We start from the raw sequence: 17108 nt of genomic DNA on the forward strand, positions 1-17108 counted from the left end.
TCCTTTCAATTCATCCTTTCCTCAGAATAACCATAGTTGCGCCATAGCCATACTCCTTAAACGAAGCATCCTGAAAATAGTATTTTTTGAATTTGCGTTTCAGCAGGTTGGTGACCTCCTGTTTTAAAACGCCCTGTCCTACACCATGAATAAATACAACCCGTTTCGTATGGTTTTTAATGGCCAGGTTCATTTCCGATTCAACAGCATCCATTTGTATATCCAGAATTTCCCGGTTACTTAAACCTTCCGATTCGTCGAGCAGCTCGGTAATATGCAAATCAATCACCATTTCTTCGACATTGCGCTTTCGTTCCTTTCGTTTTGGTGCTTCAACAGGTTCTTTTGCCTTAACCACTTTTTTGAAATCATCCTGCGTTAGTTTATCCAGCTCTGTCTGAAAAGTATCAGAAGTGATCTTTAAAACCAAAGCATTCTTTTTGAAATATGAATTTTCGCGGAAAGTCGATTCTTTGTAAAACTTCACCGGATTTACCCGGAACTTCTTCACCATTGGCAGGTTCCATTCGCTTTCAGTTTCGCGGAAATAGATCAGCTGAAACCCAAAATCAGGCAGGTCGCTAAAATCCTCCTGTACCAAAGCGTCAATCTTTTCTCTTGAATTCGAACGAACCGAACCTTGTTTTATGGCCTCAACACCATCGGTTTTTATATAGGAATAATTGAACAGCACCGTATAATTGCTGTCGTTAACCAAATACAATTCGATTTCTCCCGACAGCGGATTTTTTGGATTGGTAGGAACAAAACAGAAATAAAACTCTGCCGCATTTTTGCCGCTAATGATTTCGCCTTTCGGCTCGATGAATTCCGGTTCGGGCTGCACTTCCGCCGGTGTTTCCTGCTTTGTACGGGCAGTACTGCTAACATTCAGCTCAGGTGCACTTACATTCACCAGCTCTCTTATCAGGCAAGGCACTTCAAAACCATCATCGCCTTCAACATTTACCGTATTTTTATTTACAAAACCGGTTACTACCCCACCACCAACATCGTTTAAAAACTTAACCTTATCGCCTACTTTTATCATCACTTTCTTACTTTCCTGCAAAAGTAGCATTAATATTTATCATTAAGGGCTAAAGCCCATTTGGGAAGCACCATTACGAAGCCCGGGATAAAAAAGCTGACTTCAGGAAGGGCTTCAGCCCTCACTACCACATTGATTACAACAAAAAAGAAATTCTTACTTTTGCAGTCCTAAAAGACAATTGGTTTGAACAGATACAAAGACATAAAGATTAGCGATTACACTTACAATCTGCCCGATGAGCGCATTGCCAAATACCCGCTTACTGAGCGAGATAAATCGAAGTTGCTTGTCAGGCAGAACGGTACAATAACACAGGATATTTTTGAAAACTGCGCCAATTACCTTACAGAAGAAACGCAACTGGTTTTTAACAATACCCGCGTAATTCATGCTCGTTTGTTTTTTTACAAAGAAACAGGTGCCAAAATCGAGATCTTTTGTCTGGAGCCCATTGAACCGGCCGATTACCAGGTAGCTTTTCAGGAAACAGAAGAGGTGACATGGAAATGTATGGTGGGCAACTCAAAAAAATGGAAAGAAGGTTTCCTGAGTCAGACTTTTAAAATCGATGGACAACCCATTGAACTGACCGCTGCCAAAATCGGACAGGAAGGCAACTCTTTTCACATTCGTTTTGTGTGGAACGGCGGCGTGCACTTCTCCGAGATTATCGAACACATCGGGCAACTGCCCATTCCTCCTTACCTGAACCGCGACACCGAAGAAAGAGACAAGGAAAGCTATCAAACTGTTTATGCAAAAATCGATGGTTCGGTGGCAGCACCAACAGCAGGCCTGCATTTTACCGATCCGGTAATTGCGCAACTGGCTGGTAAAAACATTACCACCAACGAAATTACCCTACATGTGGGAGCCGGCACCTTTCAGCCCGTAAAATCGGAAACCATTGAGGGGCATACCATGCACCACGAACAGGTAATCATCCCGATTGATATTTTGCGTTCGTTTGTTGAAAATCCCAAAAAGATTATTGCGGTGGGAACCACTTCGGTGCGCTCGCTCGAAAGTTTGTATTGGATTGGCCTGCAACTGGAAGAACAACGGTTCAATCCGTTTCATCCCGAGGTAAAACAATGGGAGCCTTACGAAAACGAAGCAAAGATTTCAATTGAAAAAGCTTTACAGAATATCATTTATTTCCTGGTTGAGAACAACGAAAAGGCTATTCGTTTTTCTACGCAGATCATCATTCTGCCGGGATACGATTTTAAACTGATCAGCGGAATGTTTACCAATTTTCACCAGCCACAAAGTACGCTGCTATTATTGATCAGCGCATTTTTGGGCAACAAGTGGAAAGAAGTTTACGATTATGCATTGGCCAACGACTTCCGCTTTTTAAGTTACGGCGACAGCAATCTCTACCTCAAATAAACTACCTTTGAGTAAAGCTTTTACGCTAACATTTTTTAAGACGAAATATTTGCATAAAAGCGAACTTTAACCATATTTGTGCTACTATGCAGAGAGATAAAATCGACAGCTTTTCCTCCTTTATTTCCGAGTCAGTAAAAAACTATGCGAACAATGAAGCATTGGGCTTTATTGATGGCGACTACCTGACCTACGCAGAAATGGGGAGAAAAATCTCCGCTGTTCAGGCCTTTTTGGAAAAACTTGGTATTGACGAGGGCGACAAGATGATTATCTACAGCCAGAATATGCCCAACTGGGGAGTTGTGTATTTTGCCTTGCAGTGCTCCGGAATTGTTGCTGTTCCTGTTCTTCCCGATTTTAGTCCGGTGGAACTGGAAAATGTGATCAAACATTCCGAGTCGAAAGCTATGTTTATCTCTTCAAGCCTGCAATATAAATTGAACGATGCTGATACATCAACGCTGGATGTTCTCGTAAAGATCGACGATTTTAGCCTTTTAAAAGCTGAAGATAAGTCGGTGGTTTTCGATGAAAATGCAAGCAGCGACAAAGCCTATCAGCCGAAAGAAAATGAGCTGGCGGTATTGATTTACACCTCCGGCACAACCGGAAATTCGAAAGGTGTAATGTTGTCGCAAAAAAATATTTTGGCGAATGTTGTTCAGTCGGCGGCTGTTCAGGAGATTCGTGAAGAGTTCCGCTTTTTATCGGTGTTGCCTTTATCGCACACCTACGAAAATACAATCGGATTTTTACTGGCCATGTACAAAGGCGCCAGTGTAACCTATTTGCACAAACCGCCAACAGCAAGTGTTTTGCTTCCGGCGTTAAAATCGGTGCGCCCGCACATTATGCTTACGGTTCCGATGATTATCGAAAAGGTGTACAAAAGCAGCATTTTACCGGGGATTAACAAAAAAGCGGTAACACGATTGTTACATCGTTTTAAACCAACACGAAAGTTGGTTCACCGATTGGCAGGGAAAAAACTGATGGAAACTTTTGGTGGCCGACTTGAGTTTTTTGGCATTGGCGGCGCCAAACTCGATGGTAAAGTGGAACGTTTTCTGCGCGATGCCAAATTTCCGTATGCCATTGGTTACGGTTTAACCGAAACAGCCCCACTTGTGGCAGGATCGAATCCAACCACAACACGTTTCAGAGCTATTGGCCCAAAGGTGATCAACAGCGAAGTAAAAATTCATGATCCGAACCCGGTAACCGGCGAAGGCGAAATCTGGACAAAAGGACCGAACGTAATGTTGGGCTACTACAAAAATCCGGAAGAAACACAACGTGTATTAACCGAAGACGGCTGGTTTAAAACCGGCGATCTTGGTGTTTTCGATAAAGACGGCTGGTTAAGTCACAAAGGCCGGTTAAAAAATATGATCGTTGGTGCCAACGGCGAAAATATCTACCCCGAGGAAATTGAATCGATCATCAACAATTTCAGACATGTGGTGGAATCGATTGTGGTTCAGAAAAAAGGGAAACTCGTGGCGCTGGTTCATTTTAATCGAGAGGAACTGGAGCAGAAAGTAAAAGAAATGCGTTCTGAACTAGGAGACAAAATGGATGAAATCACTCATCACGTGGATGAAAAAATTGAAGAGTTAAGTGTCGAATTAAAACAATATATCAATTCGCGGGTGAACAAGTTTTCCAAAATTCAGGATTTTATTTCGCACCCTACCCCTTTCATAAAAACGGCTACTCAGAAAATCAAACGCTACCTGTATCACTAAACAGGCTTTTACAGATAGTGGCAATTGTTTCAACCCTTTCAGGGCTGAAACTCATACGCACTCTTCTTCCGCGCGTTTCACACACGGTTATTTACGTTTAGTCCTTGCAGGACAACTCGCATACTGTTGACACGTATATCCTAATACCTGGTAAATACCCTCCTGATTTGCAGATAAGCTGATGGGGCAAGTTTCTTCCAACCAAATTCATGCAAAAATGTCCTGAAAGGACTTAATATGAATAACCGCCGGTAAAACCGGTGGTAGTTAATGAAGTGTATTCTCAGCCCCGGCAGGGGTTGAACTCATTCACCATCTCCTGCCATGCGTTTCACACACCGTCATTTTCGTTTAGTCCTTTTAGGACAACACAATCAGTTATCAATTCACTAAAAATTTAATACTGATCCCTTATTTAGAATCGACCCAAAGAGATAAAACTTTACATTCGTGGGTTTATTTAAAAATTCAAAAAACTTATGACTGATTATTTCAAGCAATACCCGAACAAAGAGGGATTTTACAAGGAATATGGTGGTTCGTTTATTCCACCCGATTTGCAAAAAGAAATGGATAACATTACCAATGCTTACCACAGCATCAGCAAATCGCATAATTTTATTTCTGAATTGCGCAGCATTCGCAAACACTTTCAGGGACGGCCGACTCCGGTTTATTACTGCCAGAATTTGTCGACAAAATACGGTGGCCGCATTTACCTGAAACGCGAGGACCTAAACCACTCGGGAGCGCACAAACTTAACCATTGTATGGGCGAGGCTTTACTGGCCAAACACCTGGGTAAAAAGAGACTGATTGCCGAAACCGGCGCCGGACAACACGGTGTGGCACTGGCAACTGCGGCAGCTTATTTTGGTTTGGAGTGCGAAATCCACATGGGAGAAGTTGACATGGCCAAAGAGCACCCGAATGTGGTTCGTATGAAAATCCTGGGAGCCGAAGTGGTTCCTGTTTCTCACGGTTTAAAAACGCTGAAAGAAGCTGTTGATTCGGCTTTCGAATCGTATTTAAAAGATCCAATAAACACCATCTACTGTATTGGTTCTGTTGTTGGACCACACCCTTTCCCGATGATGGTTCGCGATTTCCAGCGTGTTGTTGGAATTGAAGCACAGGAACAATTCTTTGAAATGACCGGCGAAAATCCCGATCACGTAGTAGCTTGTGTTGGTGGCGGAAGTAATGCCATGGGAATGTTCTCGGGCTTCCTCGATATTGAAGATACCCAATTGCACGGTGTGGAGCCGGGCGGAATCGGAACAAAACTGGGTGACCATGCCAGCACTATAACTTTCGGAAAGCCGGGCATTATTCACGGTTTTAAATGCTATACTTTGCAGGACGAAAAAGGCGAACCTGCACCGGTGTATTCGGTGGCCAGTGGATTGGATTATCCCGGTGTTGGCCCGGAGCACAGTATGCTGAAAGATATGGGCAAAGTAAATTACGGTGTTGCCGACGACGCTGAAACCATCGACGCCTTTTACGAATTAAGTCGTTTGGAAGGAATTATTCCGGCGCTGGAAAGTGCACACGCTGTAGCTTATGGCTTAAAACTGGCCAAAGAAAACCAGCAACAATCCATTCTTATTAACCTGAGTGGCCGTGGCGATAAAGACATCGACTTTGTAGTTGAAAAATATGGCTTACCAGAATAAAAAGACTTTTGATAAATATTTTGAAAAGTCCGGTTTTGCCGGACTTTTTTTATGCCAAAAATTTAAATTCCCATTCATCACGTTAATTTAAGACTAACTCCGCCATTACTTGTTGTTACCTTAACACACAGTATCAAATATTTGTCTAGGTTTGCACACCCTTGGAAAAAGGGAAAAAATTGAAAACAGAATTATACAATGATTACAGTATCGAATTTAAGAATACAGTTTGGGAAACGCATACTATTTCAGGACGTTAACATGAAGTTTACGGCCGGAAACTGTTATGGTGTTATCGGCGCAAACGGAGCAGGAAAATCAACATTTTTAAAAGCAATCTCGGGACAGATCGATCCTACTTCAGGACACATCTCGCTTGAACCGGGCGAGCGCCTTTCGGTGTTAAGCCAGGACCACTTTGCTTTTGATGAGTTCACTGTTCTGGATACTGTAATGAAAGGTCATGCCGAGCTTTGGGATCTGATGAAAGAAAAAGATGCCCTGTATATGAAACCTGATTTTTCGGAAGCCGACGGAATTTTAGCCGGCGAGCTGGAAGAAAAGTTTGGCGACATGGGCGGCTGGAATGCAGAAAGCGATGCAGCAACTTTATTAAGTAACCTCGGTATTAAAGAGGAATACCATTACACGCTGATGAGAGACATGAGCGGTAACCAAAAGGTGCGTGTTCTGCTGGCACAGGCATTATTCGGAAATCCCGATAACCTGCTGCTCGATGAGCCTACCAACGACCTCGACCTGGAAACCGTTGTTTGGCTTGAGAATTACCTGGCCAACTACGAGAATACCGTATTGGTGGTATCGCACGACCGTCACTTCCTGGATGCTATTTCTACCCACACAATAGATATTGATTACGGCGATATAAAAATGTTTGCCGGAAACTACAGTTTCTGGTACCAGAGTAGCCAGCTGGCTCTTCGTCAGCAGCAGGCTCAAAACAAAAAAGCCGAGGAAAAGAAGAAAGAACTGCAGGAGTTTATTTCGCGTTTTAGCGCTAACGTGGCTAAATCGAAACAAACTACCAGCCGTAAGAAAATGTTGGAGAAACTGAATGTGGATGATATTCAGCCATCGACACGTAAATACCCGGGAATTATTTTTAATCCCGAGCGTGAGGCCGGCGACCGTATTCTGGAAGTGGAAAACCTGAGCGCCAGCATTGAAGGAACCACACTTTTTAAAGACGTGGAATTTACGGCTCAAAAAGGTGAGAAGATTGTGTTCCTGTCGCGCGACCACCGTGCAATGACAGCCTTTTTCGAGATCATTAACGGAAACCGTGAAGCCGACTCGGGAACTTACCAGTGGGGACAAACCATAACATCAGCATACCTTCCTTTAGACAACTCGGAGTTTTTCGATAGCGACTTAACCTTGTTCGACTGGTTGTGCCAGTATACTACCGACACTACCGAAATTTATATTCGCGGTTATTTGGGACGGATGTTGTTTGCCGGCGAGGAGATCTACAAAAAGGTAAACGTACTTTCGGGAGGTGAGAAAATGCGTTGTATGATTGCCAAAATGCAGTTGCTTAACGCTAACGTGCTGATATTGGATACTCCAACCAACCACCTCGATCTGGAATCGATTCAGGCCTTTAACAACAACCTGATTAAATATCCGGGTAACGTTTTTATGTCGTCGCACGACCACGAGTTTATCTCATCGGTGTGTAACCGCATTATCGAATTAACGCCTAACGGTATTATCGACAAACTAATGCCGTACGACGAATATATTGAAGACGATAAAATTCATGCACTGCGCGAAAAACTTTATGCGAAATAAAGTTGTTTTAGAAGAAACTGCCGATAAAACATACCTGGCTGGTGCAAAGCATTAATTTTAAAAATCAGCACATGAATAACCAGAAACGTAACAATATTAAAATCGGCTTAAACGTAGCCGTAGTAAAAAAAGAACACCAGCAATCTGGTGAGTTAACCTGTGGTATCGTTAAAAGAATTTTGACGAAATCACCTGTCCACCCGCACGGAATAAAAGTAATGCTCGATAACGGAGAAGTAGGCCGCGTACAGAAGATTTTGCAGGAGGGTTAAGAGTTGAAGGACTGAAAAACTGAAGGATTGAAGGATTGAATGCTGCAATGCTTTAATGCGTAAATGCTTTAATTCTACTTTGTGGTTAGGTCTTTTTGATGCTGGATCCTTGATCCTTGATTCTTGATATTGGATGCTGGAAGGTTTTGCGGTTTTAGGAAAGGTAAATTGACAAACTGCTGAATTGTTAAATTGTTAACTGATTACTGAGACTGGCTACTGAGACTGAAAACTGCGACAAAAAACAGCACCGGGCTGCTGCATTTTGCTCCTTTGGGGCTTTTTGCATACTGCTATTTGCCTATTGCCAACTCATTTACTCAAAGAAGAAGATTGCGAAATTGACAAAGTGTTATCTGGAAACTGTGACTGAGAACTGAGACTGAAAACTTGTAACAGATCTCTCCTAGTCCCTCGTTTAGATGACAGCGGTTCTCAACTTTTTACTTTTGCCTTGCTTTCATTCTACCTCTCTACTGCCATAAAAACGGTCGAGAATAGAGCCGTCATTCGCTTCTTTTGACAGTGATTCGATTGTATTTTTCGGCACATTGTATACGTCGAGCACAATCAGGCCATCGAGACAGTTATTAAATTTCGGATCTACGTTAAATCCAATTATCTCAGCATTCAGTTTAATGTACTTTTTCAGCAACACCGGAAGTCCCGAGTTCAGTTCATCCAAATCGCCAATGGTTTTGTCGAGCCGGTTAATATCATGCTCCACATTTTCCATCAGTGAATTCAGATCCGCATTATCGCTTTTAAATTTGTAGCTGTTGCGCGGCTTAATATGCTGAGCCATTTTCCAGTTTAAATGGTTCTTCATAATAAACTTAATAATCAGGTCTTTCGACACTTTCGAATAATTATTACTGATGCTCACCGGCCCAATCAGGTAACGATATTCCGGGTTTTTCAGCAGGAAATACAAAATACCTTTCCACAACAAAAACAACGGCATGGGTTTGCGCTGGTATTCTTTAATTACAAACGAGCGCCCCAACTCAATACTTTCTTTCAGGATGGGTTTAAAATTTTCGGAGATGCGGAACAGCGAATGCAGGTAAAAGCCCCGCCGGCCCAGCTGCTCCATAATGTCTTTGCCCTTCCCCAGTCGGTATGCACCAACAATCCGATGCTCGTCCTCGTCCCAGATAAACATCTGGTTGTAGTACAAATCATATTCGTCGATATCGATACTGCGGTTGGTGCCCTCGCCTACTTCGCGGAAAGTGATCTCGCGCAAACGACCGATTTCATTCAATATATTCGGGATCAGCGCTGACGGTGCACAATACGCCGTATAATTTTTTAGCGTAAACAGTGTGTGCTTCGATTTTATCAGCTGAATTTCTTTCTGAATTTTTGCCAACGGAACCGGATCGATAATGGTTTCGGGTTTTACATTGGCTTTCAACGCATAATTAAAAAAGCGCCGCACCTCAATGTCCGATTCCATACTGTATGTTTTGGCACGCAGAAACCGGCCCAGCTGATACACATCTTTGTAAGTATCCTGCTCGTCAACTTTAACGGGGCTGCCAATTCGCAGCTTTATTTTCTTATGCTTTTTCCGCAATATCTCCGACGGTAAACGCGCACTTTTCAACGCCGGATTGATTTTGGCCACCAAATGCAACAAACGGCTGTTGGTCCCCTGAAAAAGTACCGGCACAACAGGAACACGCGCCATTTTTATAAAATTCACCACCGGAAACTGCCAAACTTTGTCGGTTACGCTACCAAACGGGTCTTTTGTGTGTACATCAATTGCCGGAAAAAGACAGAGCACTCCACCGTCATTCAAATGCGTAACGGCTTCTTTTAATCCGTAATAAGTTCCTTGTTCCGAATCATCAAACGGATTGTCTTCCATAAAATACTCCGAAACAGCATCTATCTTTTTCAACAAATAATTGGCCAGCACCTTAACATCCTTCCGCACCAGCGACAGGTATTTTATCAGCAACAAACCGTCGAAACCTCCAAGCGGATGGTTGGCAACAATAATGAGCGGTCCTTCTTTTGGTATTTTTTTTAGCTGCTCTTCGTCAAATTCAATGTCGAACTCCAGCATTTTAATCAGCTCGTCGATAAAATCCACACCTCGCTTATCTACAATCTTTTCGTAAATTTTATCCAGCTTTTTAAAACGAAGAATAAACATCAGGAACTTGGCGAAATAATCGCCGTTGGCAGGTGCAGGGAGTTGGTCTTTGAACAAATCTTTTGGCTCTGGTAATTCCATTTATTGCTTTTAAGTTCAAATACACTGTCTATCTGAGTTGTTTAAATGATGAACTCAGCTCATTACAAAAATAAAACGATTTTTGAATTAACACCGTTACATTATTATTACTACACAATTATTTTAAGGTTGCCCTTTGGGGGCTAAAACCGGCAATTTGACCACTGAGAATAATTTTTTGATCATATTTGAACTTTCTTTGTTATAAGGGTATAATTTTATTTAATGACAGAAAACAAACTACATATTACAGACTGGCTCCCCACATCGAAGAAGGAAGTAAAACAATTGGGCTGGGAGGAGCTGGATGTAATTTTATTTACCGGCGACGCATATATTGACCATCCATCGTTTGGTGCAGCCGTTATTGGCCGGGTTTTGGAAGCCGAAGGATTGCGTGTAGGAATTGTTCCGCAACCCAACTGGACCGATGATTTACGCGACTTTAAAAAACTGGGGAAACCAAACCTGTTTTTTGCTGTTACGGCAGGAAACATGGACTCGATGGTAAACCACTACACCGCCGGGAAGCGCAAACGCTCGAACGACGCGTACACGCCAGGCGGGCAAATTGGAAAACGTCCGGATTACGCCACCATTACTTACTCGAAAATATTAAAAGAACTGTACCCCGATGTGCCGCTGGTAATCGGAGGAATTGAGGCTTCGTTGCGCCGTTTAACGCATTACGACTACTGGTCGGACCGATTAATGCCCTCGATTTTGGCGGATACACAGGCCGACTTGCTGTTCTACGGAATGGGCGAAAAATCGATTGTTGATTTTGCCCGCCTTGTGAAACGTGGAATTCCTGTAGATTCGCTGACCACCATTCCGCAAACTGTTTTTATGGTTGATGCTGATGAAGCTTATGCCACCAAAAAGAACTGGGATGAGCTGGAACTGGCCTCGCACGATACCTGTTTGCAGGAAAAGAAAGAGTATGCCCGCAATTTTATGCACATCGAGGAGGAATCGAACAAGATGGAGGCCAAAAAACTGGTGCAGCGAATTGGCGATAAAAAAGTAGTGGTTAATCCGCCGTGGCCAACTTTTAAGGAAAAAGAAATCGACCGCATTTATGATTTGCCTTACACTCGTTTGCCGCATCCGCGTTACAACAATAAAGGCGTTATACCTGCTTATGAAATGATCCGGCACTCCATTAACATTCACCGCGGATGTTTTGGCGGTTGTACCTTTTGTACCATTTCGGCCCACCAGGGGAAATTTATTGCCAGCCGTTCAGAGAAATCTGTTCTTCGGGAAGTAGAGAAAGTAACCGAAATGCCCGATTTTAAAGGTTACATTTCCGATTTGGGTGGCCCGTCGGCCAACATGTACAAAATGAAAGGTATTCACGAGGAGATTTGCAGAAAATGTAAACGCCCATCGTGTATTTTCCCTTCGGTTTGTAAAAACCTTGATGTTAGCCATAAAGGGATGCTCGATCTCTATAGAAAAGTCCGAAGCAATCCGAAAATAAAGAAGGCATTCATCGGGAGTGGCATTCGATACGATATGATATTGGAGAAAACCAATGATGAAGAGGTTAACAAAACCAATCGGGAATATTTGCGTGAGGTAATCAAACACCACGTTTCGGGAAGGTTGAAAGTGGCTCCGGAACACTCGTCGGACGAGGTCCTGAAGTTTATGCGAAAACCTTCGTTTAAATTGTTTGAGGAACTGAATCAGGAGTTTATAAAAATAAACAAGGAAGAAAAGCTGAATCAGCAGCTAATTCCGTATTTTATTTCGAGTCATCCGGGCAGTAAATCGGAAGACATGGCCAATCTGGCTATCCAGACTAAAGACATGAATTTCAAGCTCGAGCAGGTGCAGGATTTTACGCCCACACCGATGACCCTGGCAACCGTGGTTTATTATTCGGGGTATCACCCGTACACGATGGAACAAATTTACACCGCCCGAAACAAAAACGCCAAAGAACAACAACGCCAGTTCTTTTTCTGGTATAAAAAGGAATTTCGGAATAAAATTATTCGCGACCTAAAAGCAAAAGGCCGCGAAGATTTGGTGAAACAGCTTTTCAGTAAAAAACAAAATAACGACACTAAATGAAGATACTCAGAATGTTAACACTGGCAGTAGCAATTATGCTATCGGGCTGCGCCGAAGTAATGCAAATTGCCCAGCAAACCCTGGAAGGAGAAACGCCTTTAACTCAATCGGAAATTGTTGCAGGATTAAAAGAAGCGCTTGTTACCGGTACCAACAACTCTGTGAGTATTTTAGGTGCGCAAGACGGTTATTACAAAGACGACCTGGTAAAAATTTTACTTCCACCCGAAGCCAATATGATTGTTGATAATGTTGGCAAAGTACCCGGTGGGCAAAAATTACTTGATGATGTGTTGCTGCATATTAACCGTGCTGCTGAAGACGCTGCAAAGGATGCCGCTCCAATTTTTGTGAACAGCATAAAAAGTATGACTTTCAACGATGCCCTTGGAATTTTAAAAGGCAACGACAATGCCGCTACGGCCTATTTGCATAAAACCACTTACGATCAGCTTTTTCAGCTTTACCGACCAAAAATTAAGGAATCGGTGGAGAAAGAATTAGTTGGCGGTGTATCCACCAAAGAAAGTTGGGACACCCTGGTAGGTAAATGGAACCAGGTTGCCGGTTCTTTTCTGGGGCAAACAGCAGGATTGGAGAAGGTTGACACCCAGCTGGAAGACTACCTCACCGCCAAAGCGCTTGACGGTGTATTCCTGAAAATTGCCGGAGAAGAAAAACTGATCCGGGAAGATCCGGCAGCACGTGTAACCAGCTTGCTAAAAAAAGTATTTGGTTCGGTTGACAGCTAAACGACCGGCTTAACTATTGCTTACCGACAGATCATTCTAAAATCAGAATATTGCTGCCCCGGAATTAATTTTTCGGGGCATTTTTATTTAAACCTTCTCAACCAACACTTTAGACGCATTCTAAATTTTATTCAATCCCTTAAATCATTTTGTTAACTTATTCAAAATATTATTTTTGTTAGCAAAGAACCTAAAATGCAGACTTTCAGAAATAACTAATTTAACTTAACAAACCCTGTACTTATGCGAAACAGATTGACTTTATTCTGTTTTATTGTTACCCTACTTTTTCAGCATACACTTTTTGCACAACGCCTTGATGCAGTTCTGTTAAACCAGAAGACATCAGTAGCATTAAAAAAGAACAACTTATCCAGAATCAGTTCTTTTGAAATTCTTATCAATAATCGCCACGGAGAAGAATACACTGAAGTTACAATCCCTTTTTCAAGTTTATTGAAAGTCACAAACATAAAGGCTTACATAAAAGATAAAAACGGGGAGATTGTAAAAAAACTAAAGAAAAGCGACATCTCTGAAAGAAGTTCTTTTTCGAGCGGCACCTTTTACGAGGATGAATTTGTAAAAGAATTCAAGTTAAAGCATAACGTTTATCCCTACACCCTTTTTTATGAATATGAAGAATCAGAAGATCAGTTTCTTTATGTAGCGCATTGGGTTCCAATTCTCGATCTGGATATTCCCACGCTAAACGCGGAGTTGGAGGTTCTGGCGGAAAAAGATATCGAGCTTACTTACAAAAACAGTTTTGTTTCGTCATTTAGCCGGGATTCTATTGATGATGATTATCTCTATCGATGGAAAACAAAATACGACGGAAGTATAGAAAATGAAGCGTTTGCACCTCCGCTTTTAAACCATGTTCCTTCAGTACAGGTGGTCCCTCAAAAATTCAAATTTGAAATCAAGGGTTCTTTTGATTCATGGGAAACCTATGGTAGCTGGCAAGATGAACTTATTGCCAGTTTGTTCGATATTCCTGATAATGAAGTAAAAACAATTGAAAATCTTATTAATGGAATTGAAGATGAAAAAGCAATAATTAAAACCTTATACCAATATGTGCAAAACGAAACCCGGTACATAAATATAAGCCTCGAAACCGGAGGACTAAAACCATACCCGGCAAGTTATGTATCTCAGAATCATTATGGAGATTGCAAAGCGCTAAGCATTTATTTTATGGCGTTGCTAAAAAGTGTAGGGATTGAATGCTTTTACGCAAAACTTGCAGCCGGAGACCCGATCGAAGAGGTCGATCATTCGCTCCCTTCGATGCAATCAAATCACATCGTTGTTTGTGTGCCGGTAAAAAATGATACACTTTGGCTGGATTGCACAAGCGATAATCCCTTCGAATATATTGGCACCTTTATTCAAAACCGGGAAGCATTTGTTATTAATGGCGAAAATAGTCACTTCTCAAGAATTCCGGCTTTAACAAAAGAACAAGTGCTTTGCGAACGCCATGTTAATCTTGAACATGTAACAAGAAATGAGTGTAAAACCGAATTTTTCAACACCTACAGAGGAGAAGATTTCGAGTTATTACACAATCTTATCAGTTCAACAAATGAAAACGACAACCTGGAAATCGTAAGAGAGCATCTCATTGCTGACGGATTTGAGCCTATTGAAATTATAAACCATCGAGCCAAACAGGATTCGGTTAAAGCTGAGCTGTCCTACTCAGCAAAATCAAACGGTTTATATGAAAAATACGGAAGCGATATGATTATCAGGCTTCTGCCTTTTGAAATCAGTAGTTTTGATTCACCCTCAAAAAGAGTTCTTCCCGTCCAAATTGATTACCCTATGTACAACAAAGACGAATTAAACTACAAAATACCTGCTGGCTACATCGCCAATAACATTCCTGAGCACAAATCAATAGAGAGCAAATACGGATCATTTTCAATCCAAACAGAGCAAGTGGATGATCACTTTAAAATACGTAAAACCTTCCTGCTAAATAGTGGAAAATATCCAATTTCTGAGTACCAGGCGTTTTACTCGTTTATCAACGAAATAGTAGAATTTGAGAACAAGTTTTATATTACCCTTTCTAAAAAATCCTTATAATGAAAAACCTTTTAATTGCATTATTTACTATTCTTTGTTTTAGTGTTGCCAATGCCCAGAATTTCTCCTTTGATTACGGAAAAGTAAGTAAAGCAGATATTGACCTGAAAGAATACGATAAAGATAAGACCGCAGAGGCTGTGGTTATTTATGATAAAGGTTCATCGTATTTTCGACAGAATATTAATAGTGGCTTCGATTTGATTTTTGAAAGATCAAAACGAATCAAAATTCTAAAAGAAGCTGGAATTGAATATGCTGAAATTGAAATTCCATTTTATCGCGAAGGAAACATTTACGAAAAAATATATGATTTAAAGGCCTGCACTTACAATTTTGAGGACGGACGATTAAACCGAACCGAATTACAAGCAGATTCCTGGAATGATGGAATTTACAATGATTACTGGATGGTCAGAAAAATTGCGATGCCCAACGTAAAAGCAGGTTCTATTATTGAGTTTACGTATAAAATCTCCTCACAATACGTCTTTAATCTGCGAGACTGGGAATTCCAGAGCAAAATACCAACCATCTACAGCGAGTATACAGCAGCCATGATTCCTTTTTATGAATACATTTACCTGGCCCAACGAACAGGAACTTCTCTTAAGAAAGAGTCATATACAGACAAAAGCTCTCACGAATTTGCCCGCATAGAGTACAAAGATGTTATTAACAAATTTTCGATGAGCGACATACCCGCATTTAACAGCGAAGACTATATCACTTCAATTAATGACTACATCATAAAACTTGATTTCCAACTCGCTAAAATAAATTACCCGAATGGTGGCGATAAAGAAATAATGACAACCTGGCCAAAAATGATTAAAGAATACAGCGTTCATCCTGATTTTGGCAAGTACGTAAAAAAATGCGAAAGTTCCGCTTCTAAAATTATTGATCTCAATGCGTTAAAAGATAAAACTGCAACAGAAAAATTCGATTACATAGTTAGCTATGTAAAAAACAATTATAGCTGGAATGAGTACAATGGGAAATATGCATCCAAATCAGCAAATGATATTGTAAAGGACAAATATGGTAATGCGGCAGACCTGAATTTATTAACCATTGGGTTACTGCGAGCAGCTGGAATAGATGCCACTCCGGTTTTAATAAGCACCCGCGAAAACGGAAAAGTAAGTGACAATTATCCCTTTACTCACTATTTTAATTATGTAATTCTGATGGCTAATATTGATGGGAAAAATGTGTTGAGCGATGCCACTGATTCAAATGTCGCGAATAACAGAATTCCATCGCGATGTATAAACGACCGGGGCTTACTTATTGATCCCGATCAGGATGTAAAATGGATTGGCTTACAATGCAAATTCCCGTCCATTTCAGCCCTCGATTTCACCATCGATCCGGCAAAGGAAACCTCAAACGTAATGGTGAGATCATTCGCTTCTGAATACAAAGCTTTCAGGTTAAAAAGTATTATCGGTGATGACAAAAATAAACTTGATGACTACCTTGAAGAAAGAGATTATAAAATAGACAGAGCTGATTTTTCTGAGATTTCAGATAAAAGCAAAGAGTTTCGTTATGAATATGATCTGACAATGACACCGGAGTCGATTAACGAAAAATTATATATCAAACCTTTCTTAAATAAATCCCTTCAGGATAATCCTTTAAATCAACCGTCAAGGTCATATCCGATTGACATGACATACCCAACAAAATCGATTTTAACTTCAAATATTATTATACCTGAAGGATATGAACTTGATTACCAACCTGAAAATTATAAAATAAAGAACAACCTGTTTGAACTTAATTATTCAGTTGAGCAGATTGAAGATCGTATTCGGGTGATTTTATTAACCGATTTTAAAGAATCTGTGTACGATGCGAGCGACTACTCCAAAATTCAATTCTATTTTAATGAGATCGTTAAACGAGGTAATGAGAAAATAGTCCTCAAAAAAATATAGCC

The 17108-nt window shown here is 41.1% G+C and carries 11 protein-coding genes; 9 read left to right on the forward strand and 2 right to left on the reverse strand.

Annotation, left to right across the window (positions count from 1 at the left end):
- Window positions 1-10: 10 nt before the first annotated feature.
- Complete coding sequence (locus G4420_RS01330; protein WP_163321818.1) at window positions 11-1081, reverse strand: DUF2027 domain-containing protein; 1071 nt, start codon at window positions 1079-1081, stop codon at window positions 11-13.
- Window positions 1082-1237: 156 nt separating this feature from the next.
- On the opposite strand from G4420_RS01330, the gene G4420_RS01335 reads away from it, so the two are divergent.
- The 5 genes from G4420_RS01335 (at window position 1238) to G4420_RS01355 (ending at window position 7966) form a co-directional block, all read left to right on the forward strand.
- Window positions 1238-2449, forward strand: coding sequence for an S-adenosylmethionine:tRNA ribosyltransferase-isomerase (locus G4420_RS01335; RefSeq protein ID WP_204273562.1), 1212 nt, complete (start codon window positions 1238-1240; stop codon window positions 2447-2449).
- 86 nt (window positions 2450-2535) lie between these two features.
- Window positions 2536-4200, forward strand: coding sequence for an AMP-binding protein (locus G4420_RS01340; RefSeq protein ID WP_163321819.1), 1665 nt, complete (start codon window positions 2536-2538; stop codon window positions 4198-4200).
- 479 nt (window positions 4201-4679) lie between these two features.
- Window positions 4680-5879: a tryptophan synthase subunit beta gene (trpB, locus tag G4420_RS01345; RefSeq protein ID WP_163321820.1), complete on the forward strand. Its 1200-nt coding sequence runs from the start codon at window positions 4680-4682 to the stop codon at window positions 5877-5879.
- 198 nt (window positions 5880-6077) lie between these two features.
- On the forward strand, window positions 6078-7694 hold the full coding sequence (locus tag G4420_RS01350) for an ABC-F family ATP-binding cassette domain-containing protein (RefSeq protein ID WP_163321821.1): 1617 nt from the start codon (window positions 6078-6080) through the stop codon (window positions 7692-7694).
- 71 nt (window positions 7695-7765) lie between these two features.
- On the forward strand, window positions 7766-7966 hold the full coding sequence (locus tag G4420_RS01355; protein ID WP_163321822.1) for a YwbE family protein: 201 nt from the start codon (window positions 7766-7768) through the stop codon (window positions 7964-7966).
- Window positions 7967-8426: 460 nt separating this feature from the next.
- Here G4420_RS01355 and G4420_RS01360 read toward each other — a convergent pair whose 3' ends face one another.
- A complete protein-coding gene (locus tag G4420_RS01360; protein ID WP_163321823.1) occupies window positions 8427-10217 on the reverse strand; it encodes a GNAT family N-acyltransferase in 1791 nt (596 codons plus the stop codon).
- A gap of 225 nt (window positions 10218-10442) precedes the next feature.
- Between G4420_RS01360 and G4420_RS01365 the strand changes: the two genes are divergently transcribed.
- The 4 genes from G4420_RS01365 to G4420_RS01380 all read left to right on the forward strand — a co-directional run bounded on the left by G4420_RS01365 (window position 10443) and on the right by G4420_RS01380 (window position 17106).
- Entirely contained in the window at window positions 10443-12302 is a 1860-nt protein-coding gene (locus G4420_RS01365) for a YgiQ family radical SAM protein (protein ID WP_163321824.1), read from the forward strand.
- Window positions 12299-13054: a DUF4197 domain-containing protein gene (locus G4420_RS01370; RefSeq protein WP_163321825.1), complete on the forward strand. Its 756-nt coding sequence runs from the start codon at window positions 12299-12301 to the stop codon at window positions 13052-13054. Before G4420_RS01365 ends, G4420_RS01370 begins: the two co-directional genes overlap by 4 nt.
- 243 nt (window positions 13055-13297) lie before the next feature.
- Window positions 13298-15157, forward strand: coding sequence for a DUF3857 domain-containing protein (locus G4420_RS01375; protein ID WP_163321826.1), 1860 nt, complete (start codon window positions 13298-13300; stop codon window positions 15155-15157).
- Entirely contained in the window at window positions 15157-17106 is a 1950-nt protein-coding gene (locus G4420_RS01380) for a DUF3857 domain-containing protein (protein ID WP_163321827.1), read from the forward strand. The genes G4420_RS01375 and G4420_RS01380 overlap by 1 nt, the downstream gene beginning before the upstream one ends.
- Window positions 17107-17108: the final 2 nt, after the last annotated feature.

Origin of the sequence: Draconibacterium mangrovi (assembly GCF_010586825.1) — a bacterium.
Lineage (GTDB): Bacteria > Bacteroidota > Bacteroidia > Bacteroidales > Prolixibacteraceae > Draconibacterium > Draconibacterium mangrovi.

Bases quoted from the DNA above. Each gene is read 5' to 3' on its own strand.
- G4420_RS01330 (WP_163321818.1), bottom strand. From the start codon at position 1,081: ATGCTACTTTTGCAGGAAAGTAAGAAAGTGATGATAAAAGTAGGCGAT.
- G4420_RS01340 (WP_163321819.1), top strand. From the start codon at position 2,536: ATGCAGAGAGATAAAATCGACAGCTTTTCCTCCTTTATTTCCGAGTCA.
- trpB (WP_163321820.1), top strand. From the start codon at position 4,680: ATGACTGATTATTTCAAGCAATACCCGAACAAAGAGGGATTTTACAAG.
- G4420_RS01350 (WP_163321821.1), top strand. From the start codon at position 6,078: ATGATTACAGTATCGAATTTAAGAATACAGTTTGGGAAACGCATACTA.
- G4420_RS01355 (WP_163321822.1), top strand. From the start codon at position 7,766: ATGAATAACCAGAAACGTAACAATATTAAAATCGGCTTAAACGTAGCC.
- G4420_RS01360 (WP_163321823.1), bottom strand. From the start codon at position 10,217: ATGGAATTACCAGAGCCAAAAGATTTGTTCAAAGACCAACTCCCTGCA.
- G4420_RS01365 (WP_163321824.1), top strand. From the start codon at position 10,443: ATGACAGAAAACAAACTACATATTACAGACTGGCTCCCCACATCGAAG.
- G4420_RS01370 (WP_163321825.1), top strand. From the start codon at position 12,299: ATGAAGATACTCAGAATGTTAACACTGGCAGTAGCAATTATGCTATCG.
- G4420_RS01375 (WP_163321826.1), top strand. From the start codon at position 13,298: ATGCGAAACAGATTGACTTTATTCTGTTTTATTGTTACCCTACTTTTT.
- G4420_RS01380 (WP_163321827.1), top strand. From the start codon at position 15,157: ATGAAAAACCTTTTAATTGCATTATTTACTATTCTTTGTTTTAGTGTT.